The sequence below is a fragment of the Escherichia sp. E10V5 genome (genome assembly GCF_004212315.1).
GTDB lineage: Bacteria > Pseudomonadota > Gammaproteobacteria > Enterobacterales > Enterobacteriaceae > Escherichia.
Genome location: NZ_RHJM01000025.1, coordinates 61,462 through 84,458 on the forward strand (window position 1 = coordinate 61,462; position 22,997 = coordinate 84,458).

At 51.3% G+C, this 22,997-nt stretch carries 19 protein-coding genes; 10 read left to right on the plus strand and 9 right to left on the minus strand.

Going from position 1 to position 22,997, the window contains the following annotated elements; all coding sequences use genetic code 11:
* Window positions 1-70 precede the first annotated feature (70 nt).
* Window positions 71-1,273: a nicotinate phosphoribosyltransferase gene (gene pncB / locus D9738_RS17930; protein ID WP_130205357.1), complete on the minus strand. Its 1,203-nt coding sequence runs from the start codon at window positions 1,271-1,273 to the stop codon at window positions 71-73.
* Between the two features lie 265 nt (window positions 1,274-1,538).
* Between pncB and pepN the strand changes: the two genes are divergently transcribed.
* The gene (gene pepN / locus D9738_RS17935) at window positions 1,539-4,151 is read left to right on the plus strand and encodes an aminopeptidase N (RefSeq protein ID WP_130260783.1); all 2,613 of its coding nucleotides are present in this window, start codon (window positions 1,539-1,541) and stop codon (window positions 4,149-4,151) included.
* Window positions 4,152-4,240: 89 nt separating this feature from the next.
* On the opposite strand, the gene ssuB is transcribed toward pepN, so the two are convergent.
* Genes ssuB through ssuE form a run of 5 tightly spaced genes read right to left on the minus strand, consistent with a single transcriptional unit; the run spans window position 4,241 to window position 8,477 of the window.
* The gene (ssuB, locus tag D9738_RS17940; RefSeq protein ID WP_130260784.1) at window positions 4,241-5,008 is read right to left on the minus strand and encodes an aliphatic sulfonates ABC transporter ATP-binding protein; all 768 of its coding nucleotides are present in this window, start codon (window positions 5,006-5,008) and stop codon (window positions 4,241-4,243) included.
* Window positions 5,005-5,796 carry an aliphatic sulfonate ABC transporter permease SsuC gene (ssuC, locus tag D9738_RS17945; RefSeq protein WP_130260817.1) on the minus strand — a complete coding sequence of 264 codons (792 nt, stop codon included), beginning with the start codon at window positions 5,794-5,796 and terminating at the stop codon, window positions 5,005-5,007. Before ssuC ends, ssuB begins: the two co-directional genes overlap by 4 nt.
* Window positions 5,797-5,807: 11 nt before the next feature.
* Entirely contained in the window at window positions 5,808-6,953 is a 1,146-nt protein-coding gene (gene ssuD, locus D9738_RS17950) for an FMNH2-dependent alkanesulfonate monooxygenase (RefSeq protein ID WP_130260785.1), read from the minus strand.
* Window positions 6,950-7,909 carry an aliphatic sulfonate ABC transporter substrate-binding protein SsuA gene (gene ssuA, locus D9738_RS17955; RefSeq protein ID WP_130260786.1) on the minus strand — a complete coding sequence of 320 codons (960 nt, stop codon included), beginning with the start codon at window positions 7,907-7,909 and terminating at the stop codon, window positions 6,950-6,952. Before ssuA ends, ssuD begins: the two co-directional genes overlap by 4 nt.
* Window positions 7,902-8,477 carry an NADPH-dependent FMN reductase gene (gene ssuE / locus D9738_RS17960; protein ID WP_130260787.1) on the minus strand — a complete coding sequence of 192 codons (576 nt, stop codon included), beginning with the start codon at window positions 8,475-8,477 and terminating at the stop codon, window positions 7,902-7,904. The genes ssuA and ssuE overlap by 8 nt, the downstream gene beginning before the upstream one ends.
* Window positions 8,478-8,713: 236 nt before the next feature.
* Here ssuE and pyrD point away from each other — a divergent pair, with 236 nt between their 5' ends.
* Window positions 8,714-9,724: a quinone-dependent dihydroorotate dehydrogenase gene (pyrD, locus tag D9738_RS17970; protein ID WP_130205367.1), complete on the plus strand. Its 1,011-nt coding sequence runs from the start codon at window positions 8,714-8,716 to the stop codon at window positions 9,722-9,724.
* 173 nt (window positions 9,725-9,897) lie between these two features.
* The gene (zapC, locus tag D9738_RS17975; RefSeq protein ID WP_064528385.1) at window positions 9,898-10,440 is read left to right on the plus strand and encodes a cell division protein ZapC; all 543 of its coding nucleotides are present in this window, start codon (window positions 9,898-9,900) and stop codon (window positions 10,438-10,440) included.
* Here the strand turns inward: zapC and ycbX are convergent.
* Complete coding sequence (gene ycbX, locus D9738_RS17980; RefSeq protein ID WP_130260788.1) at window positions 10,437-11,546, minus strand: 6-N-hydroxylaminopurine resistance protein YcbX; 1,110 nt, start codon at window positions 11,544-11,546, stop codon at window positions 10,437-10,439. The two genes, zapC and ycbX, sit on opposite strands and share 4 nt — an antisense overlap.
* A gap of 242 nt (window positions 11,547-11,788) precedes the next feature.
* Between ycbX and rlmKL the strand changes: the two genes are divergently transcribed.
* The 6 genes from rlmKL to rmf all read left to right on the plus strand — a co-directional run bounded on the left by rlmKL (window position 11,789) and on the right by rmf (window position 19,902).
* On the plus strand, window positions 11,789-13,897 hold the full coding sequence (gene rlmKL / locus D9738_RS17985) for a bifunctional 23S rRNA (guanine(2069)-N(7))-methyltransferase RlmK/23S rRNA (guanine(2445)-N(2))-methyltransferase RlmL (RefSeq protein ID WP_064528388.1): 2,109 nt from the start codon (window positions 11,789-11,791) through the stop codon (window positions 13,895-13,897).
* Window positions 13,898-13,908: 11 nt separating this feature from the next.
* On the plus strand, window positions 13,909-15,816 hold the full coding sequence (locus tag D9738_RS17990; protein ID WP_130260789.1) for an ABC transporter ATP-binding protein: 1,908 nt from the start codon (window positions 13,909-13,911) through the stop codon (window positions 15,814-15,816).
* 204 nt (window positions 15,817-16,020) lie between these two features.
* Complete coding sequence (gene pqiA / locus D9738_RS17995; protein WP_130260790.1) at window positions 16,021-17,274, plus strand: membrane integrity-associated transporter subunit PqiA; 1,254 nt, start codon at window positions 16,021-16,023, stop codon at window positions 17,272-17,274.
* A 4-nt stretch (window positions 17,275-17,278) separates the two neighbouring features.
* Window positions 17,279-18,919 carry an intermembrane transport protein PqiB gene (gene pqiB / locus D9738_RS18000; protein WP_130205377.1) on the plus strand — a complete coding sequence of 547 codons (1,641 nt, stop codon included), beginning with the start codon at window positions 17,279-17,281 and terminating at the stop codon, window positions 18,917-18,919.
* The gene (gene pqiC / locus D9738_RS18005; RefSeq protein ID WP_130222099.1) at window positions 18,916-19,479 is read left to right on the plus strand and encodes a membrane integrity-associated transporter subunit PqiC; all 564 of its coding nucleotides are present in this window, start codon (window positions 18,916-18,918) and stop codon (window positions 19,477-19,479) included. The genes pqiB and pqiC overlap by 4 nt, the downstream gene beginning before the upstream one ends.
* 255 nt (window positions 19,480-19,734) lie before the next feature.
* The gene (gene rmf, locus D9738_RS18010) at window positions 19,735-19,902 is read left to right on the plus strand and encodes a ribosome modulation factor (protein WP_000828648.1); all 168 of its coding nucleotides are present in this window, start codon (window positions 19,735-19,737) and stop codon (window positions 19,900-19,902) included.
* A gap of 69 nt (window positions 19,903-19,971) precedes the next feature.
* On the opposite strand, the gene fabA is transcribed toward rmf, so the two are convergent.
* On the minus strand, window positions 19,972-20,490 hold the full coding sequence (gene fabA, locus D9738_RS18015; protein WP_000227926.1) for a bifunctional 3-hydroxydecanoyl-ACP dehydratase/trans-2-decenoyl-ACP isomerase: 519 nt from the start codon (window positions 20,488-20,490) through the stop codon (window positions 19,972-19,974).
* Window positions 20,491-20,558: 68 nt separating this feature from the next.
* Window positions 20,559-22,319, minus strand: coding sequence for a Lon protease family protein (locus D9738_RS18020; RefSeq protein ID WP_130205379.1), 1,761 nt, complete (start codon window positions 22,317-22,319; stop codon window positions 20,559-20,561).
* A gap of 185 nt (window positions 22,320-22,504) precedes the next feature.
* Between D9738_RS18020 and matP the strand changes: the two genes are divergently transcribed.
* On the plus strand, window positions 22,505-22,957 hold the full coding sequence (gene matP, locus D9738_RS18025; RefSeq protein WP_064528401.1) for a macrodomain Ter protein MatP: 453 nt from the start codon (window positions 22,505-22,507) through the stop codon (window positions 22,955-22,957).
* The last annotated feature ends 40 nt before the right edge of the window (window positions 22,958-22,997 follow it).

The following is a 22,997-nucleotide window of genomic DNA, read 5'->3' on the forward strand; positions in this document are numbered from 1 at the left end:
ATTCGCAGATGGGGCAAAAGATTTCGGAATAAAAGGCAAAAAAGGGAGCCGTTATGGCTCCCTGATGATATTAACTGGCTTTTTTAATGTGCGGAAGGTCGAATGCTTTACGCAGCGCGCGGACAAACGCTTTGTCATGGCAGATAGTTTTGCCAGGGCTGTCAGAAAGTTTCGCCACCGGTTTACCGTTACACTCCACCAGTTTAATCACGATATTCAAGGGTTTTACCTGAGGAATATCACAAGTCAGGCGTGTACCAATGCCAAAACTTAATTGCACGCGAGAAGAGAAGTGGCGATAAAGCTCAACCGCTTTAGGTAAATCCAGATTGTCGGAGAAAACCAGTATTTTGCTTTGCGGGTCAATCCCCAGTTTCTCATAATGTGCAATCGCTTTTTCGCCCCATTCTACCGGGTCGCCAGAGTCATGGCGCAAGCCCTGATAGCGGCTGGCAAACTCCACGCCGAAATCACGTAAGAATGCATCCATCGTAATACAGTCGGTTAACGCAATCCCCAGTTGATCGGGATACTCTTCCAGCCAGGCAGCAAGTGCAGCTCGCTGGCTGTTGGCAAGGTCCGGGCTGATTTGCTGATGTGCCTGGAACCATTCGTGTGCCTGGGTTCCCATCGGCGTAAGGGAAAGGCGACGCGCCAGATCGTAATTACTGGTGCCAACGAACCACTTTTCCTGTTGCAGACGTTTAACGATGGTTTCTTGTACTTCGCGAGAAAAACGGCGGCGAGTGCCGAAATCCATCAGATGGAAGCGCGACATATCAAGGTCGGCGGTTAACGCCGAGAAGTTGACTAATTTGCTTTCCAGAGTGTCGAGGGCTTGCGCAACGTCGGCCTGCGGTGAGCGATAGCGATGTACCAGTTCACTAATGACCGCCAGCAAAGGAACTTCCCATAGGATGACTTCACGCCACGGACCGCTTAAACGAATATCCAGCTTACCGTTATCGTTGCTAACAGTGACCTGTTCCGGATTAAAGCGGAATTCACGCAGCCAGTCGAGATAGTCGGCTTTAAAGAAAGGCAGGGCAGAGAGCCACTGATATTCATCATCCCGCAGGCACAAGTTTTCCATCGCCTGAACCTGTTCACGAATAGCATCGGCATAAATACCCAGCAGATCGTCACCACGGCAACGAAATTCCGCCGCGACATGCACATCATAGTAGTGATGAAACACGGCTTGCTGCATATGCAACTTATAAGCATCTGTATCCAGCAACGAGTGCAGAACAGGAGAAGCGAATTGTGTCATAGGTGCGCAGTAGCGTCCTCTTACGGGAGCGTTTAGTACAATAAACATCTTAGGAAACTGCTGGAGTATACCTTGTTTCGCAATTTATTGAACCCCGATCACACCATATGCCACCTTTATGGTCGATAGCGTTGCGCTGTGTATGTTATACAAATGTAGCAATAAAAGCGTTTGTACCTGAAAAGATGAAGATTCTGCGTAGCGAGATTTACGCAACAGGAATAGACTGAACACCAGACTCTATAAAAGATGCTAAAGGTTATTTATGACTCAACAGCCACAAGCCAAATACCGTCACGATTATCGTGCGCCGGATTACCAGATTACTGATATTGACTTGACCTTTGACCTGGACGCGCAAAAGACGGTAGTTACCGCAGTCAGCCAGGCTGTCCGTCATGGTGCATCAGATGCACCGCTTCGTCTTGATGGCGAAGATCTTAAACTGGTTTCTATTCATATTAATGATGAGCCGTGGAACGCCTGGAAAGAAGAAGAGGGCGCGCTGGTCATCAGTAATTTGCCGGAGCGTTTTACGCTCAAGATTGTTAATGAAATTAGTCCGGCAGCGAATACCGCGTTGGAAGGGCTTTATCAGTCAGGCGATGCGCTTTGCACTCAGTGTGAAGCCGAAGGTTTCCGCCATATTACGTATTATCTCGACCGCCCGGACGTGCTGGCGCGTTTTACCACCAAAATTATTGCCGATAAAACCAAATATCCATTCCTGCTTTCCAACGGTAACCGCGTTGCGCAAGGCGAACTGGAAAACGGACGTCACTGGGTACAGTGGCAGGACCCGTTCCCGAAACCGTGCTACCTGTTTGCGCTGGTGGCAGGCGACTTCGACGTGCTGCGCGACACCTTCACCACGCGTTCTGGTCGCGAAGTGGCGCTGGAGCTGTATGTCGATCGTGGCAACCTCGACCGCGCACCGTGGGCGATGACTTCCCTGAAAAATTCCATGAAGTGGGATGAAGAACGCTTCGGTCTGGAATACGACCTCGACATCTATATGATCGTTGCGGTGGATTTCTTCAACATGGGCGCGATGGAGAATAAAGGTCTTAACGTCTTTAACTCCAAATATGTGCTGGCGCGTACCGACACCGCCACCGACAAAGATTACCTTGATATTGAACGCGTTATCGGTCATGAATATTTCCATAACTGGACCGGTAACCGTGTGACCTGCCGCGACTGGTTCCAGCTTAGTCTGAAAGAAGGTTTAACGGTGTTCCGCGATCAGGAGTTCAGTTCTGATCTTGGTTCCCGCGCAGTTAACCGCATCAATAATGTGCGCACCATGCGCGGATTGCAGTTTGCGGAAGACGCCAGCCCGATGGCGCACCCGATCCGCCCGGACATGGTCATTGAAATGAACAACTTCTACACCCTGACCGTTTACGAGAAGGGCGCGGAAGTGATCCGTATGATCCACACCCTGCTGGGCGAAGAAAACTTCCAGAAAGGGATGCAGCTCTATTTCGAGCGTCATGATGGCAGTGCAGCGACCTGCGACGATTTCGTTCAGGCGATGGAAGACGCGTCGAATGTCGATCTCTCCCATTTCCGCCGTTGGTACAGTCAGTCCGGCACGCCGGTTGTGACCGTCAAAGACGACTACAATCCGGAAACCGAGCAGTACACCCTGACCATCAGCCAGCGCACGCCTGCTACGCCGGATCAGGCAGAAAAACAGCCGCTGCATATTCCGTTTGCCATCGAACTGTATGACAACGAAGGCAAGGTGATCCCGTTGCAGAAAGGCGGTCATCCGGTGAATTCCGTGCTGAACGTTACTCAGGCGGAACAGACCTTTGTCTTTGATAATGTCTACTTCCAGCCGGTGCCTGCGCTGCTGTGCGAATTCTCTGCGCCAGTGAAACTGGAATATAAGTGGAGCGATCAGCAACTGACCTTCCTGATGCGTCATGCGCGTAATGATTTCTCCCGCTGGGATGCGGCGCAAAGTTTGCTGGCAACCTACATCAAGCTGAACGTCGCCCGTCATCAGCAAGGTCAACCATTGTCTTTACCAGCACACGTTGCCGATGCTTTCCGCGCGGTACTGCTCGATGAGAAGATTGACCCGGCACTGGCGGCAGAAATTCTGACACTGCCTTCCGTCAATGAAATGGCGGAACTGTTCGATATCATTGATCCGATTGCTATTGCCGAAGTGCGCGAAGCACTCACCCGTACTCTGGCTACTGAACTGGCGGATGAGCTGCTGGCAATCTATAACGCGAATTACCAGAGCGAGTATCGCGTTGAGCATGAAGATATTGCGAAACGGACGCTGCGTAATGCCTGCCTGCGCTTCCTCGCTTTTGGTGAAACGCATCTGGCTGATGTGCTGGTGAGCAAGCAGTTCCACGAAGCGAACAATATGACCGATGCGCTGGCAGCGCTTTCCGCGGCGGTTGCTGCGCAGTTGCCATGCCGTGACAAGTTGATGCAGGAATACGACGATAAGTGGCATCAGGACGGTCTGGTGATGGATAAATGGTTTATCCTGCAAGCCACCAGCCCGGCGGCGAATGTGCTGGAGACGGTGCGTGGTCTGTTGCAGCATCGCTCATTTACCATGAGCAACCCGAACCGTATTCGTTCGTTGATTGGCGCGTTTGCGGGCAGCAACCCGGCAGCGTTCCATGCCGAAGATGGCAGCGGTTACCAGTTCCTGGTGGAAATGCTTACCGACCTCAACAGCCGTAACCCGCAGGTGGCTTCACGTCTGATTGAGCCGTTGATTCGCCTGAAACGTTACGATGCCAAACGTCAGGAGAAAATGCGCGCGGCGCTGGAACAGTTGAAAGGGCTGGAAAATCTCTCTGGCGATCTGTACGAGAAAATAACTAAAGCTCTGGCTTGATACAAACATGCCTGATGCGACGCTTGACGCGTCTTATCAGGCCTACAAGCCCGTTGAAGCTGCTGGTTTTGTGCGCCGCATCCGGCATATTAACCATGACGCCGAATCGGTTGTTCAGAATGCCCACGATGCATCACCCGCTGCAACACTTCCGCTTCCAGCTCCGCTAATCGTACTGATCCTAACCGGCGCGGACGGGGGATATCCACCGTCAAATCCAGACCAATTTTTCCTTCTTCAATTAACAGCACCCGGTCAGCCATCGCTACCGCTTCGCTCACATCATGCGTCACCAGCAAAACAGTAAAGCCATGATCCTGCCAGAGTGACACAATCAAATCCTGCATCTCCAGTCGCGTTAAAGCGTCCAGCGCACCGAGTGGTTCATCAAGCAACAATAAACCCGGTCGATGGATCAACGCTCGCGCCAGCGCCACACGCTGTTTCTGCCCGCCAGAAAGTGCGGCCGGCCATTCCCCGGCGCGATTCTCCAGACCTACCGCAGCCAGCGCCTGACGCGCGGCATCGCGCCACTGGCCTTTAAGGCCTAACCCAACGTTATCAATCACCGATTTCCATGGCAGCAGACGCGCATCCTGAAACATCATTCGCGTATCATCCTGAATCTCAGCCAGCGGTGTTGTGCCTGCCAGCACATCGCCTGCGGTTGGCGTTTCCAGCCCGGCCAGCAGTCGCAGCAGGGTACTTTTGCCACCACCGCTGCGGCCCACTACCGCCACAAACTGGCCTGCCGGAATATGCAAATCCAGTTGGTTCAGGACGATATTTTCCGCGTAATGTTTGCTTACCTCATTGAGCAGTAGCGGCGTACCCTGGTTCAGACGAGCAGTATTCATACAGTGGCCTCCTTCAGATAATAAGCCGGATTCCAGCGCAACCAGAGGCGCTCTAAAAGTTGCGCGCTGACGTCAGCAAGTTTGCCGAGCAGGGCGTAGAGAATAATGGCGACTACCACCACGTCCGTTTGCAGAAACTCCCGCGCATTCATCGCCAGATAACCAATGCCAGAATTAGCAGAAATGGTTTCAGCAACAATCAGCGTTAGCCACATCAGACCTAACGCGAAGCGCACGCCGACCATAATTGAGGGTAGGGCGCCAGGCAGGAGCACATGGATAAACAGCGGTAATCCGGATAAGCCATAGCTACGCGCCATTTCCACCAGCCCGCGATCGATATTACGGATGCCGTGCCAGGTATTGATATAAATGGGGAAAAGCGTGCCGAGCGCCACCAGAAAGATTTTCGCGGATTCATCAATGCCAAACCACAAAATCACCAGCGGGATCAGTGCCAGATGCGGCACGTTGCGCAACATCTGAATTGAGGTATCCAGCAGCCGTTCTCCCCAGCGAGATAGTCCGCTAATCAGCCCCAGAATCAACCCCAGCGATCCGCCAATTGAAAAGCCAATCAGCGCCCGCCAGGAGCTGATCGCCAGATGCTGCCACAATTCGCCGCTGGCGGAGAGCGTCCAGAACGCCATCACCACCTCTTCCGGTGAGGGCAAAATACGCGTCGACAACCAGCCAACTGAGGAGGCCAGTTGCCACACCGCCACGATGCCCACCGGTAAAAACCAGGGGGCAACGCGCAATAACCACTTCTTCACTGGCGTTGCCATCATCGTGTTCCTTAGCTTTGCGCGACTTTACGGGGGATAAAATCATTCGCCACCGCTTCGCCTTGCGGATTCAGCGGTTGTGGCTGGGGAATTTCCGGGATGGCGACATCCAGAAGCGGGAACAGCAACTCGCCAACCCGATACGCTTCTTCCAGATGTGGATAGCCCGAAAGCACAAAACTGTCGATGCCAAGCGCGGCGTATTCGTTGATTCGCGCGGCGACCGTAGGACCATCGCCCACCAGCGCCGTCCCGGCACCGCCGCGGACTAAGCCAACGCCCGCCCATAAATTGGGGCTGATCTCCAGATTGTCGCGCTTGCCGTTATGTAGCGCCGCCATTCGCTGTTGTCCTACGGAATCCGTCCGAGCGAATGCGGCCTGTGCTTTGGTGATAGTTTCATCATCAAGATGCGAGATTAACCGCTTGGCGGCCTGCCACGCTTCGTCGTTAGTTTCGCGAACAATAACGTGCAGACGAATACCGAAACGAATTTTTCGTCCATGCGCGGCAGCTTTCGCCCGCACTTGTTCGATTTTCTCTTTAACCAGTTCTGGTGGTTCGCCCCAGGTGAGGTAGAGATCAACTTGTTCTGCCGCCAGCTCCTGGGCGACGTCTGACGATCCGCCAAAGTAAAGCGGAGGATATGGCTGTTGAATCGGCGGGAAGAGCAGTTTGGCTCCCCGCACATGAATATGTTTTCCGTTGAAATCGACGGTTTCGCCCAGCAATAAACGTCGCCAGACCTGGGTAAATTCCGCCGAGGCTTCGTAACGCTCGCTATGATTAAGGAACACGCCGTCGCCTGCCAGCTCTTGTGGATCGCTGCCTGTGACCAGGTTAAACAATGCACGCCCATTAGAGAGACGGTCAAGCGTGGCGGCCTGGCGGGCGGCAACGGTAGGTGAGGTTACGCTGGGGCGCAGGGCGACAAGAAACTTCAGCCGCTGCGTCACCGGGATCATCGACGCCGCAACCAGCCACGCATCTTCACACGATCGCCCCGTTGGAATTAGCACACCGGTATAGCCCAGACGATCCGCCGCTTGCGCAATTTGTTGCAGATAACCGTGAGCAATCGGGCGTGAACCTTCTTCCGTTCCCAGGTAATGTCCGTCACCGTGGGTCGGTAAAAACCAGAACATATTCAGACTCATAATTGTTTTCCTTCCAGTTGCGTGGGCTGCCAGATGCGCTGGCGAATATCGACTTTTTTCGGCACCAGACGGTTTTCATAAAACAGATCTGCTGTTTGCTGCTGTAAGGCGGCAACCTCGGCGTTAACCGGTTTGATGGTGGTAGGGGGACGATGATCCAGATACGAGGCAATCACTGGCGTAGGTAAGCCCATTGTTTTTGCCAACAGGGCGATACTCTGTTCGCGTTGGCTGCGGGTTAACGCATCGGCCTCGGTGAAGGTTTCCAGTACGCCCTGAATAAAGGCTCCGTTCTTCTCCGCATATGGACGAGCTGCCAGATAAAACGATCCGGTTTGATTGAGACTGGTGCCGTCTTTCAACACCCGCACGCCGCCCTGTAATAACGCGGCAGAGTAGTAGGGATCCCAGATAGCCCAGGCGTCGACGTTACCTTGCTGGAACGCGGCGCGGGCATCAGCTGGCGTCAGGTAAGTGGGCTGGATATCGGTGAATTTAAGCCCGGCCTGTTGCAGGGCGCGCAGTAAAAGGTTGTGCGAACTGGAACCTTTCTGAAAGGCAACTTTGTGACCTTTAAGATCGGCTACGGTTTTGATCGGGCTGTTTTCTGGCACCAGAATCACTTCGGCTTTTGGCTTCGGCGGCTCGACGCCCACGTACACCAAATCAGCCCCGGCGGCCTGAGCAAAGATTGGTGGAATATCCCCGGTACTGCCGAGATCAATACTGCCAACGTTTAACGCTTCCAACATTTGCGGACCCGCGGGGAACTCCACCCAGGAGATTTTGGTTTGCGGATAGCGTTTTTCCAGCATTTGGTAATTTTTCGCCAGTACCGAACTGATATTGCTTTTCTGATAGCCAATCCTTAACGCCTCTGGCGAAGACTCTGCGGCAACAGCGAGTGTAGAGACGCTAAGTAATCCCGCCAGCGCCAGTTTAATGATGTTACGCATGGGCATTACCTCGCAGAGAATGAAGGTCAGGAACATGAACATCGCGGCGGTGAAGTGCCTGCCAGAAAGTTTCCAGGGCGGTATCAAGACGGGTTTGCAGATTTGGCGTGAATAGCGGCTTGTGCTGATAATCAATCACCTGCGAGTCATCGGCAAACACGCCGTGCAGGATCTCCTGGGCTTTCAGCGCACTTAAAACTGGTTTAAGGGCATAATCGACCGCCAGTAGATGGGCCACGGTGCCGCCCGTCGCCAGCGGTAGCACTACTTTGCCTTGCAAAGCGCGTTCTGGCAGCAGGTCGAGCAGGGTTTTCAGCGCACCGGAATAGGCGGCTTTATACACAGGCGTGGCGACGATCAGCCCATCGGCCTGTTGCAGCTGTTCGGTGAAGGTCTTGAGTGCCGGACTATCGAAACGGGCATAGAGCAGATCTTCCGGGGCGAAGTTTTGCAGATTCCAGTGATAAACCTCAACATCCAGGCCATTCAGTTTTTCCCGCGCATATTCCAGTAAGGAACTGGAGCGAGAAGGAAAGCGAGGACTACCCGCCAGGGTGATGACACGCATACTCTCTCCTTATAACCAATTGTTCTTGTTTTGTTAACATTGATAACAATTCGGTCAGTCTGACAGAGGGCGTTCGTGAGTCGAAATGATTTATCTGAAGAAGGAAAGCCAAAAAAAGCATAAAAAAGGCGCAACAAGAAAACGTTTGCTATTTATTGCCGCAGGTCAATTCCCTTTTGCTGCGAACTCGCACATAATACGCCCCCGGTTTGCACACCGGGAATCCAGGAGAGTTCATGTACTACCCCTTCGTTCGTAAAGCCCTTTTCCAGCTCGATCCAGAGCGCGCACACGAGTTTACTTTTCAGCAATTACGCCGCATCACCGGAACACCGTTTGAAGCGCTTGTTCGGCAAAATGTTCCAGCGAAGCCGGTTAACTGTATGGGACTGACCTTTAAAAACCCGCTTGGTCTGGCAGCCGGTCTTGATAAAGACGGGGAGTGTATTGATGCCCTTGGTGCAATGGGATTTGGATCGATCGAGATCGGTACTGTCACCCCGCGTCCACAACCAGGAAACGATAAACCTCGTCTTTTTCGCCTGGTAGATGCTGAAGGTTTAATAAACCGTATGGGTTTTAATAACCTCGGCGTTGATAACCTCGTAGAGAACGTTAAAAAAGCCCATTACGACGGTGTTCTGGGAATCAATATCGGCAAAAATAAAGATACTCCGGTTGAGCAAGGCAAAGATGACTATCTGATTTGTATGGAAAAAATCTACGCCTATGCAGGATATATTGCCATCAATATTTCATCACCAAATACCCCAGGATTACGCACTCTGCAATATGGCGAAGCGCTGGATGATTTATTAACGGCAATTAAAAATAAACAAAATGATCTGCAAGCGCACCACCACAAATATGTACCAATAGCAGTGAAGATCGCGCCGGATCTTTCTGAAGAAGAGTTGATCCAGGTCGCCGATAGTTTAGTTCGCCATAATATTGATGGCGTCATTGCAACTAATACGACCCTCGATCGTTCTTTAGTTCAGGGAATGAAAAATTGTGATCAAACCGGTGGCTTAAGTGGTCGTCCCTTACAATTAAAAAGTACGGAAATTATTCGTCGCTTGTCGCAGGAATTAAACGGCCGCTTACCGATTATTGGTGTTGGTGGTATTGACTCGGTAATCGCTGCTCGCGAGAAGATAGCTGCGGGGGCTTCTTTGGTGCAAATTTATTCCGGTTTTATTTTTAAAGGCCCGCCGCTGATTAAAGAAATCGTTAACCATATCTAATTATTTCTTTCATTTTCTCTTTATAAGATAATCAGGGCTTTATTTTCAGCCCTGGTTGTTTTATATTCATTGCTGTTACTTATTTAGACATTTTGTACTTTTCTTGTTGAGGTTATTAAGCGAAGCAACAATGGAATATGTTGCAGTGGATTTATAGGGTAGAGGAGAAGCATATGCGAATTAAACCAGACGATAATTGGCGTTGGTATTATGATGAAGAGCATGATCGAATGATGCTTGATTTAGCCAATGGCATGCTATTTCGCTCACGTTTTGCGCGCAAGATGTTGACACCAGACGCCTTTTCTCCTGCGGGATTCTGCGTTGATGACGCCGCGCTCTATTTCTCGTTTGAAGAAAAATGCCGCGACCTTAACTTATCAAAAGAACAAAAAGCTGAACTGGTGCTTAATGCGCTGGTGGCAGTTCGTTATCTCAAACCGCAAATGCCGAAAAGCTGGCATTTTGTTTCTCATGGTGAAATGTGGTCGCCAGTGCCGGGTGATGCAGCCTGTGTCTGGTTAAGCGATACCAATGAACAAGTCAGCCTTCTGGTTGTTGAATCTGGTGAAAATGCCGCGCTGTGCCTCCTTGCGCAGCCTTGTGTTGTCATCGCTGGTCGCGCCATGCAACTGGGTGACGCCATCAAAATTATGAATGACAGGCTGAAACCTCATATGAGTTATGACAGCTTCAGCCTTGAACAGGCCGTTTAACCTTTCAGTTTCAATGCAGTCTTCGGTACACAACTACAGCAAAGAATTGTCCCGTCGTCGCTCATAGCTGATTTTTTCAGCGGGGTGACTTCGCCTTCCAGAAGCTGAACTCGACAACTTCCACATATGCCCGCGCGACAAGAATAGGGGATCCGAATCCCTTGATTTTCTAATTGTTCTAACAATACCTGTTGATTATTACCGCGAAATGCCAGTCCTTGCCAGTCGATATCTACATTCGCATCCATTTGCTGCTTTGTCGGGAGAGTATCGTCTGCGGCTGCCGCGCCGTAGATTTTCGCCGGTGCAGTAGCAAGAATTTCCACTGCATCACCAACACGAACAACGCCACTATTGCGGGCAATTAAATTCTGACCAAAATCGACATCGCCATTATCCTGGGCAGTACGGAAGGATTGCAGCGTTTTTAACGGTTCGCCTGCCGGATGCTTTTGTCCTTTTTCCGGGCTGACAGTGGTGAAAATGCAGCGGCTGCAGGGCTTTACCACGTCAAACACCACATCGCCAATGCGAATCACTTTCCAGGTATCTTCTTCCCAGGCTGCCGCGCCGGAAACCACCAGATTGGGGCGAAATTGCTCCATTTTTACACTTGCCGGGCAGCGTTGCTGCACATCACGCAGTGAGGCTTCATTAGCGAGCAGATACGGATAGCCATCAGCAAACGACAAGGGTACAGTGTTATGGCGTTTTACGCGCCGTGTCATCTGCGGTCCTACCCAGCGCAATTGCACTTCACGGGAGAAAAAGCCGCTTAACCATTTGTTGATCTCATCTGGCGCAATGCGTGCAGTAAAATGGTTACCCCACACTTCGGTTGGCGCGTCCTGCATAGCGAAATCAGCAAAACGGATGTATGCGCTGCTGCCATCTGGCGCGGTGAGATGTAAGCCGTCATGCACGGGCGAAGGGGTAAATCGCACCATCTGCGGAAACTGGCGGGCAGTAATAAACCTACCGTCAGGTTCTGTGACCATAAAGGTGCGATCGAAGGCCAGACCGCTGACATCAGCCAGAGCATGTGTCAGACCGATGCCGCGCATCGATTTAACAGGATGAATAAAAAGCCGGGTTAATGTCGTCACGGTGCGGTCCTCAAATGAAAATAAGCCCTCAACTTTATGACATGACGCGCTTATTAGCTATAATGCGCAACAATTTTCTTAGTGCCTATCCCGTTAGGCTATTTTATTTGTCAGTTTAGCCCTGGGCAGTGCTCGAAATCCTCACGTACTGGTGTACGTTCCGGTTTCTCCATGCTGTCCATGTCCAAACTGACTGCAACAATTACGCCTACTGCGGTAGGCCTTAGAGTAAAAGTGACGATATGAATTCTCTGTTTGCCAGTACGGCCCGTGGGCTGGAAGAGCTGTTAAAAACTGAACTCGAAAACCTGGGGGCCGTTGAATGCCAGGTGGTTCAGGGTGGGGTCCATTTCAAGGGCGACACGCGGCTTGTTTACCAGAGCCTGATGTGGAGTCGCCTGGCCTCACGTATTATGTTGCCGCTGGGCGAGTGCAAGGTTTACAGCGACTTAGACCTTTATCTCGGCGTTCAGGCGATCAACTGGACAGAGATGTTTAATCCTGGCGCGACCTTTGCTGTCCACTTCAGCGGTCTGAATGACACTATCCGCAACAGCCAGTACGGCGCGATGAAAGTCAAAGATGCGATCGTTGATGCTTTCACCCGTAAGAATTTGCCGCGTCCGAATGTCGATCGCGATGCGCCGGATATCCGCGTGAACGTGTGGCTAAATAAAGAAACCGCCAGCATCGCTCTCGATTTAAGTGGTGATGGTTTGCATCTGCGCGGCTATCGCGATCGTGCTGGTATTGCGCCGATCAAAGAAACTCTGGCGGCGGCAATTGTGATGCGTTCCGGTTGGCAGCCAGGAACACCGCTGCTCGATCCAATGTGTGGTTCTGGTACGTTGCTGATTGAAGCGGCGATGCTGGCGACCGACCGCGCACCGGGCTTGCACCGCGGGCGTTGGGGCTTTAGCGGCTGGGCGCAACATGATGAAGCTATCTGGCAAGAAGTAAAAGCGGAAGCGCAAACCCGCGCCCGTAAAGGTCTGGCTGAGTACAACTCTCATTTCTACGGTTCCGACAGCGATGCGCGGGTGATTCAACGTGCGCGCACCAACGCCCGTCTTGCGGGGATTGGCGAACTGATCACTTTTGAAGTGAAAGATGTCGCGCAATTGACCAATCCGCTGCCGAAAGGGCCATACGGTACAGTGTTGAGCAACCCGCCATACGGTGAACGTCTGGACAGCGAACCGGCGCTGATTGCGCTGCATAGCCTGCTGGGCCGAATCATGAAAAACCAGTTCGGCGGCTGGAATCTCTCTTTATTCAGTGCCTCGCCGGATCTGTTAAGTTGCCTGCAGCTGCGTGCAGACAAACAGTACAAAGCGAAAAACGGTCCATTAGACTGCGTGCAGAAAAATTACCACGTTGCCGAAAGCACTCCAGACAGCAAACCGGCAATGGTGGCAGAAGACTACGCCAACCGTCTGCGTAAGAACCTCAAAAAATTCGAGAAGTGGGCGCGTCAGGAAGGCATTGAATGCTACCGCCTGTACGACGCCGATCTACCGGAATACAACGTTGCCGTTGACCGTTATGCCGACTGGGTGGTGGTGCAGGAGTATGCGCCGCCGAAAACCATTGATGCGCACAAAGCGCGTCAACGTCTGTTCGATATTATCGCGGCGACCATTTCGGTACTCGGGATTGCGCCAAACAAACTGGTGCTGAAAACCCGTGAACGCCAGAAGGGCAAAAATCAGTACCAGAAACTGGGCGAGAAGGGCGAGTTTCTTGAAGTTACCGAATATAACGCTCACCTGTGGGTGAACCTGACGGATTATCTTGATACTGGTTTGTTCCTGGATCACCGTATCGCCCGTCGTATGCTCGGTCAGATGAGCAAAGGCAAAGATTTCCTCAACCTGTTCTCCTATACCGGTAGCGCCACTGTGCACGCGGGATTAGGCGGCGCGCGCAGCACCACTACGGTGGATATGTCGCGTACCTATCTGGAGTGGGCAGAACGTAACCTGCGCCTTAACGGCTTAACCGGTCGTGCGCATCGCCTGATTCAGGCCGACTGCCTGGCGTGGTTACGTGAAGCAAATGAACAGTTCGATCTGATATTTATCGATCCACCAACCTTCTCTAACTCGAAACGAATGGAAGATGCGTTTGATGTTCAGCGCGATCATCTGGCGCTGATGAAAGATTTGAAACGTCTGCTGCGTGCAGGTGGGACGATCATGTTCTCGAACAACAAACGTGGTTTCCGTATGGATCTTGACGGACTGGCAAAACTAGGACTGAAAGCACAAGAAATTACGCAAAAAACGCTCTCCCAGGATTTCGCCCGTAACCGCCAGATCCACAACTGCTGGCTGATTACCGCAGCCTGAAAGGAATAGTAATGTCATTAATCAGTATGCATGGCGCATGGCTGTCGTTCAGCGACGCGCCGCTTCTCGATAACGCAGAACTGCATATCGAAGATAACGAACGTGTTTGTCTGGTGGGCCGTAACGGCGCGGGCAAATCGACGTTAATGAAAATCCTCAACCGTGAACAGGGGCTGGATGACGGTCGCATTATTTACGAGCAGGATCTGATCGTTGCGCGTTTGCAGCAGGATCCGCCGCGTAACGTTGAGGGTAGCGTTTATGATTTCGTTGCCGAAGGCATTGAAGAACAAGCGGAATACCTGAAACGCTATCACGATATTTCGCGCCTGGTGATGAACGACCCGAGCGAGAAGAATCTTAACGAACTGGCGAAGGTTCAGGAACAGTTGGATCACCACAACCTGTGGCAACTGGAAAACCGCATCAACGAAGTGCTGGCACAGCTGGGATTAGATCCTAACGTTGCGCTGTCGTCGCTTTCCGGCGGCTGGTTGCGTAAAGCGGCATTAGGACGCGCGTTGGTGAGCAATCCGCGCGTGCTGCTGCTCGACGAACCGACAAACCACCTGGATATTGAAACCATCGACTGGCTGGAAGGTTTCCTGAAAACGTTCAGCGGTACGATTATTTTCATCTCCCACGACCGTTCGTTTATTCGTAATATGGCGACGCGTATTGTCGATCTCGATCGCGGCAAATTGGTCACCTATCCGGGTAATTACGACCAGTATTTGTTGGAAAAAGAAGAAGCCCTGCGCGTGGAAGAACTACAAAATGCCGAGTTCGATCGTAAACTGGCACAGGAAGAAGTGTGGATCCGCCAGGGGATCAAAGCACGCCGTACCCGTAATGAAGGCCGCGTGCGTGCGCTGAAAGCAATGCGTCGCGAGCGTGGCGAACGTCGCGAAGTGATGGGTACTGCAAAGATGCAGGTAGAAGAGGCCAGTCGCTCCGGTAAGATCGTTTTCGAAATGGAAGACGTTTGCTACCAGGTTGACGGCAAACAACTGGTGAAAGATTTTTCTGCCCAGGTTCTACGTGGCGACAAAATTGCCCTGATTGGTCCGAATGGGTGCGGCAAAACCACGCTGCTGAAACTAATGCTTGGTCAACTTCAGCCGGACAGCGGACGCATTCACGTCGGCACTAAACTGGAAGTCGCCTATTTTGACCAGCACCGCGCGGAACTCGATCCCGACAAAACGGTGATGGATAACCTTGCTGAAGGTAAGCAAGAGGTGATGGTTAACGGTAAACCGCGCCATGTACTGGGCTATTTACAGGACTTCCTGTTCCATCCGAAACGGGCGATGACGCCGGTGCGCGCGCTTTCTGGCGGGGAACGTAACCGTCTGCTTTTGGCGCGTCTGTTCCTGAAACCCAGTAACTTACTGATCCTCGACGAACCGACCAACGATCTCGATGTTGAAACGCTGGAACTGCTTGAAGAGCTGATCGACAGCTACCAGGGTACAGTATTGCTGGTTAGTCACGATCGTCAGTTTGTTGATAACACCGTAACAGAGTGCTGGATCTTCGAAGGTGGCGGCAAAATTGGCCGTTATGTCGGCGGTTATCACGACGCGCGCGGACAGCAAGAACAGTATGTGGCGTTAAAACAGCCTGCGGTGAAAAAAAACGAAGAAGTAGCTGCGCCGAAAGCAGAAACTGTAAAACGCAGCAGTAGCAAACTAAGCTATAAATTGCAGCGCGAATTAGAACAGCTACCGCAACTGCTTGAAGATTTGGAAGCAAAACTGGAAGCCTTACAGGCGCAGGTGGCAGATGCCTCTTTCTTCAGCCAGCCACATGAGCATACGCAAAAAGTGCTCGCTGATCTGACTGCCGCTGAACAGGAACTGGAGCAGGCTTTTGAACGTTGGGAGTATCTTGAAGCGTTAAAAAATGGTGGCTGATCGCTAATCAGTTAAGTGAAAAGAGAGACTGCTGATAATGGCCAAATTGCCTGATGCGCTACGCTTATCTGGCCTGGGTGGAAACGTCAATTTATTGCGTTTCCACGAGCTCCCTGAGCGGATAATGCGGTAGTTCAGCATCCGGCATTAAAAGCGAGTGCTATGTCAGCATTCTGTAGAATAGCGCATCATTAAGGAGTACCAATGTGCGAACATCATCATGCCGCGAAGCACATCCTGTGCTCGCAGTGTGACATGCTGGTGGTTTTACCCCACCTTGAGCATGGTCAGAAGGCGGCATGTCCTCGGTGTGGCACAACGTTAACCGTTGCGTGGGATGCCCCTCGACAGCGTCCTACCGCTTATGCGTTGGCTGCACTGTTCATGCTGCTGCTGTCCAACCTGTTCCCTTTTGTCAATATGAACGTTGCGGGGGTAACCAGTGAGATTACGTTGCTGGAAATCCCGGGCGTACTGTTTTCCGAGGACTATGCCAGCCTCGGTACTTTTTTCCTGTTGTTTGTGCAACTGGTCCCCGCGTTTTGCCTGATCACTATTTTACTGTTGGTTAATCGCGCGGAAATACCAGTTCGTTTAAAAGAACAACTGGGGCGGGTACTTTTTCAGCTCAAAACCTGGGGAATGGCGGAGATTTTCCTTGCCGGTGTGTTGGTCAGTTTTGTCAAACTGATGGCTTACGGCAGCATTGGCGTGGGCAGTAGTTTCATTCCCTGGTGTTTATTTTGTGTGCTGCAATTACGCGCCTTTCAGTGCGTTGATCGCCGCTGGTTATGGGATGATATTGCCCCGATGCCAGAGCTTCACCAGACGCTGAAACCGGGCATAACGGGAATACGCCAGGGGCTGCGCTCTTGCTCATGCTGTACGGCAATTCTTCCTGCCGATGATCCGGTGTGTCCGCGCTGTGGCACCAAAGGATATGTTCGACGCAAAAACAGCCTGCAATGGACGTTGGCACTGCTTTTTACGTCGGTCATGTTATATCTCCCGGCGAACATCTTACCCATTATGGTGACCGATTTTTTAGGCTCTAAGATGCCGTCGACCATTCTCGCCGGGGTCATCTTATTATGGAGCGAAGGCTCTTATCCGGTTGCCGCCGTCATTTTTTTAGCCAGTATCATGGTGCCAACTTTAAAGATGATCGCTATAGCCTGGCTGTGCTGGGATGCGAAAGGGCACGGCAAGCGTGATAGTGAAAGAATGCATTTGATTTACGAAGTTGTTGAGTTTGTAGGCCGCTGGTCAATGATTGACGTTTTCGTGATAGCGGTGCTCTCGGCGCTGGTGCGTATGGGAGGCTTAATGAGTATTTATCCGGCAATGGGTGCATTAATGTTTGCATTAGTCGTCATTATGACAATGTTTTCTGCGATGACGTTTGATCCACGTTTGTCGTGGGATCGTCAACCTGAACCAGAGCATGAGGAGTCCTGACAGTATGGAATCTAATAGTGGGGAAGCCAAAATCCAGAAAGTGAAGAACTGGTCCCCTGTGTGGATATTTCCCATCGTTACGGCACTGATCGGGGCTTGGGTACTTTTTTATCATTACAGTCATCAAGGGCCGGAAGTTACCCTGATCACTGCTAATGCGGAAGGAATAGAAGGCGGCAAGACTACCATTAAAAGTCGTAGCGTGGACGTCGGTGTGGTCGAAAGTGCCACGCTGGCTGATGATTTAACGCATGTTGAAATCAAAGCGCGTCTCAACGCCGGTATGGAAAAACTGCTGCACAAAGATACGGTCTTTTGGGTAGTGAAACCACAAATTGGTCGTGAAGGCATTAGTGGCCTTGGTACGTTGCTTTCCGGGGTGTATATCGAGTTGCAACCGGGGGCTGCAGGCAGCAAGCAAACAAAATATGATTTGCTTGATTCTCCACCGTTGGCCCCACCAGATGCCAAAGGGATCCGTGTCATTCTTGACAGCAACAAAGCTGGGCAGCTCACGGCGGGAGATCCCGTGCTGTTTCGTGGTTATCGCGTAGGGTCGGTTGAAACCAGCACCTTCGATACTCAGAAGCGTAATATCAGCTATCAACTGTTCATCAATGCGCCTTATGACCGCCTGGTAACGAGCAACGTTCGCTTCTGGAAAGATAGCGGCATAGCGGTGGATCTGACCTCGGCGGGGATGCGCGTAGAGATGGGGTCATTGACGACGTTGCTAAGTGGTGGTGTCAGCTTTGACGTGCCTGAAGGACTGGACTTGGGACAGCCGGTTGCGCCAAAAACGTCATTCGTTTTGTATGATGATCAGAAGAGTATCCAGGATTCATTGTACACAGATCACATTGATTATCTGATGTTCTTTAAAGATTCGGTACGCGGTCTGCAACCTGGCGCGCCAGTGGAATTCCGCGGTATTCGTCTCGGTACGGTAAGCAAAGTGCCATTCTTTGCGCCGAATATGCGTCAGGTCTTTAACGATGATTATCGCATTCCAGTCATGGTGCGTATTGAACCAGAACGACTGAAAATGCAGCTAGGTGAAAATGCTGATGTGGTAGAACACCTGGCCGAATTGCTGAAGCGCGGTTTACGCGGTTCACTGAAAACCGGGAATCTGGTCACGGGAGCGCTGTACGTCGATCTGGACTTCTATCCAAATGCTCCGGCAATTACCGGTGTGCGTGAGTTTAATGGCTATCAAATAATCCCGACCGTTAGCGGTGGTCTGGCGCAAATCCAGCAACGTCTGATGGAAGCGTTGGATAAGATTAACAAACTGCCGTTGAACCCGATGATTGAACAGGCGACCAGTACGCTGTCGGAAAGTCAGCGCACGATGAAAAACCTGCAGACTACGCTGGATAGTATGAACAAGATCCTTGCCAGTCAGTCGATGCAACAGTTGCCGACGGATATGCAGTCGACACTGCGCGAATTGAATCGTAGCATGCAGGGCTTCCAGCCGGGTTCCGCAGCTTATAACAAGATGGTTGCGGATATGCAGCGTCTTGATCAGGTATTGCGTGAACTGCAACCGGTTCTGAAAACGCTCAACGAGAAGAGCAACGCGCTGGTATTTGAAGCGAAGGATAAAAAAGATCCAGAGCCGAAGAGGGCGAAACAATGAAAAAGTGGCTAGTGACGATAGCGGCACTGTGGCTGGCCGGATGCAGCTCCGGTGAAATTAACAAAAACTATTACCAATTGCCTGTGGTGCAGAGCGGTACGCAAAGTACCGCCAGCCAGGGTAACCGCCTGCTATGGGTCGAGCAGGTCGTTGTTCCTGATTATCTGGCGGGGAATGGTGTGGTTTATCAAACCAGTGATGTGAAGTATGTGATTGCTAATAACAATCTGTGGGCCAGCCCGCTGGATCAACAGTTGCGCAATACTTTGGTCGCTAACCTGAGTGCGCAACTGCCCGGTTGGGTCGTAGCCTCCCAGCCTTTGGGAAGCACCCAGGACACGCTTAATGTGACAGTGACGGAGTTTAATGGCCGTTACGATGGTAAGGTGATTGTGAGTGGCGAGTGGCTACTAAACCATCAGGGACAACTGATAAAACGTCCGTTCCGTGTGGAAGGGGTGCAGAATCAGGATGGCTACGATGAAATGGTCAAAGTGCTGGCCAGTGTCTGGAGTCAGGAAGCCGCGACTATTGCGCAAGAGATAAAGCGTCTACCTTAATTATAAAGATTTGTAAATATAACCGTCTCCGGCATGTAGCCTGAGGCGGTTTTTTTGTTTATAAGCCATGGGAAAACTTGTTCCGCTTCACATTTTTTGTACAACCGACATGCCCGTGTAGCTCACAAATATGGCAGTGGCGTGAATTTTGCGCATTGACGGCAGTTATGATTCGCGGTATTGCTTAACTGTGATTGCACATTTAGTAATCACTGTTTTCTTTTCCACCAGAAACCAGTATGAGGGAAACGAGGCATGAAGAGACAAAAACGAGATCGCCTGGAACGGGCACATCAACGTGGTTATCAGGCCGGCATCGCCGGACGCTCAAAAGAAATGTGTCCCTATCAGACGCTGAATCAAAGGTCACAATGGCTGGGAGGCTGGCGAGAAGCCATGGCGGACAGGGTGGTAATGGCCTGATTCTGTCTCTTTAAAAAGAAACCTCCGCATTGCGGAGGTTTAGCCTTTTTATACTCTGTCTGATTAAAATCAGAATGCAGACGTATCCTGGAACAGACCTACTTTCAGGTCGTTGGCGGTATAGATCAAACGACCATCAACCAGCACTTCGCCATCCGCCAGGCCCATAATGAGACGACGGTTAACAATGCGTTTAAAGTGAATACGATAGGTCACTTTTTTCGCCGTCGGCAGCACCTGGCCTGTGAATTTCACTTCGCCAACGCCCAGGGCGCGGCCTTTACCTTCGCCGCCCAGCCAGCCGAGGTAGAATCCTACCAGCTGCCACATCGCGTCCAGGCCCAGGCAGCCCGGCATTACCGGATCGCCGATGAAGTGGCAACCGAAGAACCACAGGTCCGGATTAATATCCAGCTCTGCTTCTACATACCCTTTGTCGAAGTTACCGCCCGTTTCAGTCATTTTGACCACACGGTCCATCATCAGCATGTTCGGTGCTGGCAATTGTGGGCCTTTAGCACCAAACAGTTCACCGCGACCAGAGGCAAGAAGGTCTTCTTTTGTATAGGATTCGCGTTTATCTACCATGTTCTCTGTAAGCCTTATTTTATTGAAGCACGCAGGATAGCTAACACGTGTACGCTGAACAAGTCCGATCAGTTCGGAATAAACCAGTTCAGCCAACGTAGTGGCCACGGAAAACGGTGACGCCCTTCCTGTTGCGATGCTTGCGCGATACGTTCCTGGATAGTTTGCATCAGCGTCGTCTGGCCTTCGCCATCCCACACCAGATTTAATAATAACGGCAGTGCATCAGTCACATCGTCCACTGCCCAGATGGTGAATTTGCCTTCCTCTACCGCCTTCACCAGTTCACTGTGAAGACTTAAATGGCGAACGTTAGCGCTGGGGATAATCACACCTTGCTTCCCACTTAACTCACGCTGCTGGCAGATAGCAAAGAAGCCTTCGATTTTCTCATTCAGACCGCCCACAGGCTGGGCGCGACCAAACTGATCCACTGAACCTGTAATAGCGATACTCTGATTCACCGGGACATCAGCAAGGGCGCTGATCAGAGCGCAGAGCTCGGCCATTGATGCGCTGTCACCATCCACTTCACTGTAAGATTGCTCAAAGGTCAGTGACGCCGAGAAAGGGATCTGTTGCTCAAGCTGAAGTTCCGACATCAAAAACGCCTGCATGATCATCATCCCTTTAGCGTGAATGTTGCCGCCAAGCTCCGCTTTTCGTTCGATGTCGGTGAATTCACCATCGCCAATATGCACAACGCAGCTAATGCGAGAAGGTTCGCCAAATGCGCGTGGATGGCCTGGAAATTCAATGACCGAAAGGGCGTTAATTTGCCCGATGCGTTCACCTTCGGTTTCAATCAGGATCTGCTCCTGAAGGATTTCATCCTGCATACGCTCGGCGAGGAAACCTTCGCGCCATTCCCGCTGCTGTAGCATTAAGTTTAGCTGCTCGCCGGAGAAGGTATCACCTTCGCACAATGAAGCGACTTCTTTACACTGGCGGAGGATCCACTGCGGACTAAGGGGCAGCGTTTCTTGCTCACCGGTATAGCGTACTGCTTCGCGGATAAGTACCGGCCAGGCATCGGCATCTGGCGCTGGCAAGTGGTTAAGTCTGGCAATAAAAGTCACCCAGCGACACCACTGGCGTACGGATTCGGCATCGACTATCTGCAGAGTATCTTCAAATTCGCTATAGATCGCTTGTTCAGACAGTTCTGGCTCCATCTCCTGGAAATCGGCCAATGAATCGCGTTCGCCTACCAGAATGACTTTCAGCTTCAATGGCATTGAAGGTACAGAGACGGGGAGAGGGCGCGACTCATCAAATGCTACCCAATCGAAGCGTTCGCGGTTGACGATGTTCTTCAGACGCATCCACAGCAATGGCTGGGCCAGCAGTGTACGCAAGGAGATAATCAAAATGCCGCCATTGGCCTGATGTACCAGTCCTGGCTGCAAGGTAATGTCGCCATTAAACTGGCGCAAACAGCCAAAAAGCTGTTCGGCTTCAGCCCAGTCAGCAGTAACAACCTGGGTTAAGGTTGCAAAATTATCGTCAGTGCTAACTGCGTTCCGTAAGCGTATGGTGTGGCCGGAAATCTCATAGTGAGCGCCCATCAGTTGGCCTGCATCGCTTTGTAGCGCGCGTGCAGCATCGGCTATAAGATTCAGATAATCGGATTCTTCCGGCGCTTTTGCCAGTATAAAAGAGGATGATGCCCGCGCGTGCAGCAACTGCTCAAGCGCAAATTGCAGTCGCGGTTGAGTGTCACTGAATAAAGGATCGTTTTCGTCAATCAAATGTGGCTGTGCGAATACTTCCTGATAGCTTTCGGTATCAGGAATCAGGTCACGCCATGCAAGTTTCGTAATGGTCAAAGTCGATGTTTTTTAGTCTGTTGTCAAAGGCGCGATTATACCGTAACCGGCACTGCAGCACACGTAGAAAGCACCGACAAAAGTCCCGGCATGCGCGTTAAAGCTCACATGACAGAGATTCTTTTCATCACGCAGGTAAAAAGCTGATATTCTGTAAAGAGTTACACGGTAACATTGAGATCGCTATGAAATATCAACAACTTGAAAATCTTGAAAGTGGTTGGAAATGGAAATATCTGGTGAAGAAGCACCGTGAAGGTGAGTTGATCACCCGTTACATAGAGGCCAGTGCCGCCCAGGAAGCCGTCGATGTGTTGCTATCGCTGGAGAACGAACCTGTACTCGTAAATGGCTGGATTGAAAAACATATGAATCCAGAGCTGCTTAATCGCATGAAACAGACGATTCGGGCCAGACGAAAACGGCACTTTAATGCGGAGCATCAGCATACGCGCAAGAAATCTATCGATCTGGAATTTATTGTCTGGCAACGGTTAGCAGGGCTTGCGCAACGTCGTGGTAAAACGCTATCCGAAACGATTGTCCAGCTGATTGAAGATGCGGAAAACAAAGAGAAGTATGCGAATAAAATGTCTTCTTTGAAGCAGGATTTGCAGGCATTACTTGGTAAGGAATAACTGGCGAAGGTCATTTACTTTACTACAGATGAAAAAAAAC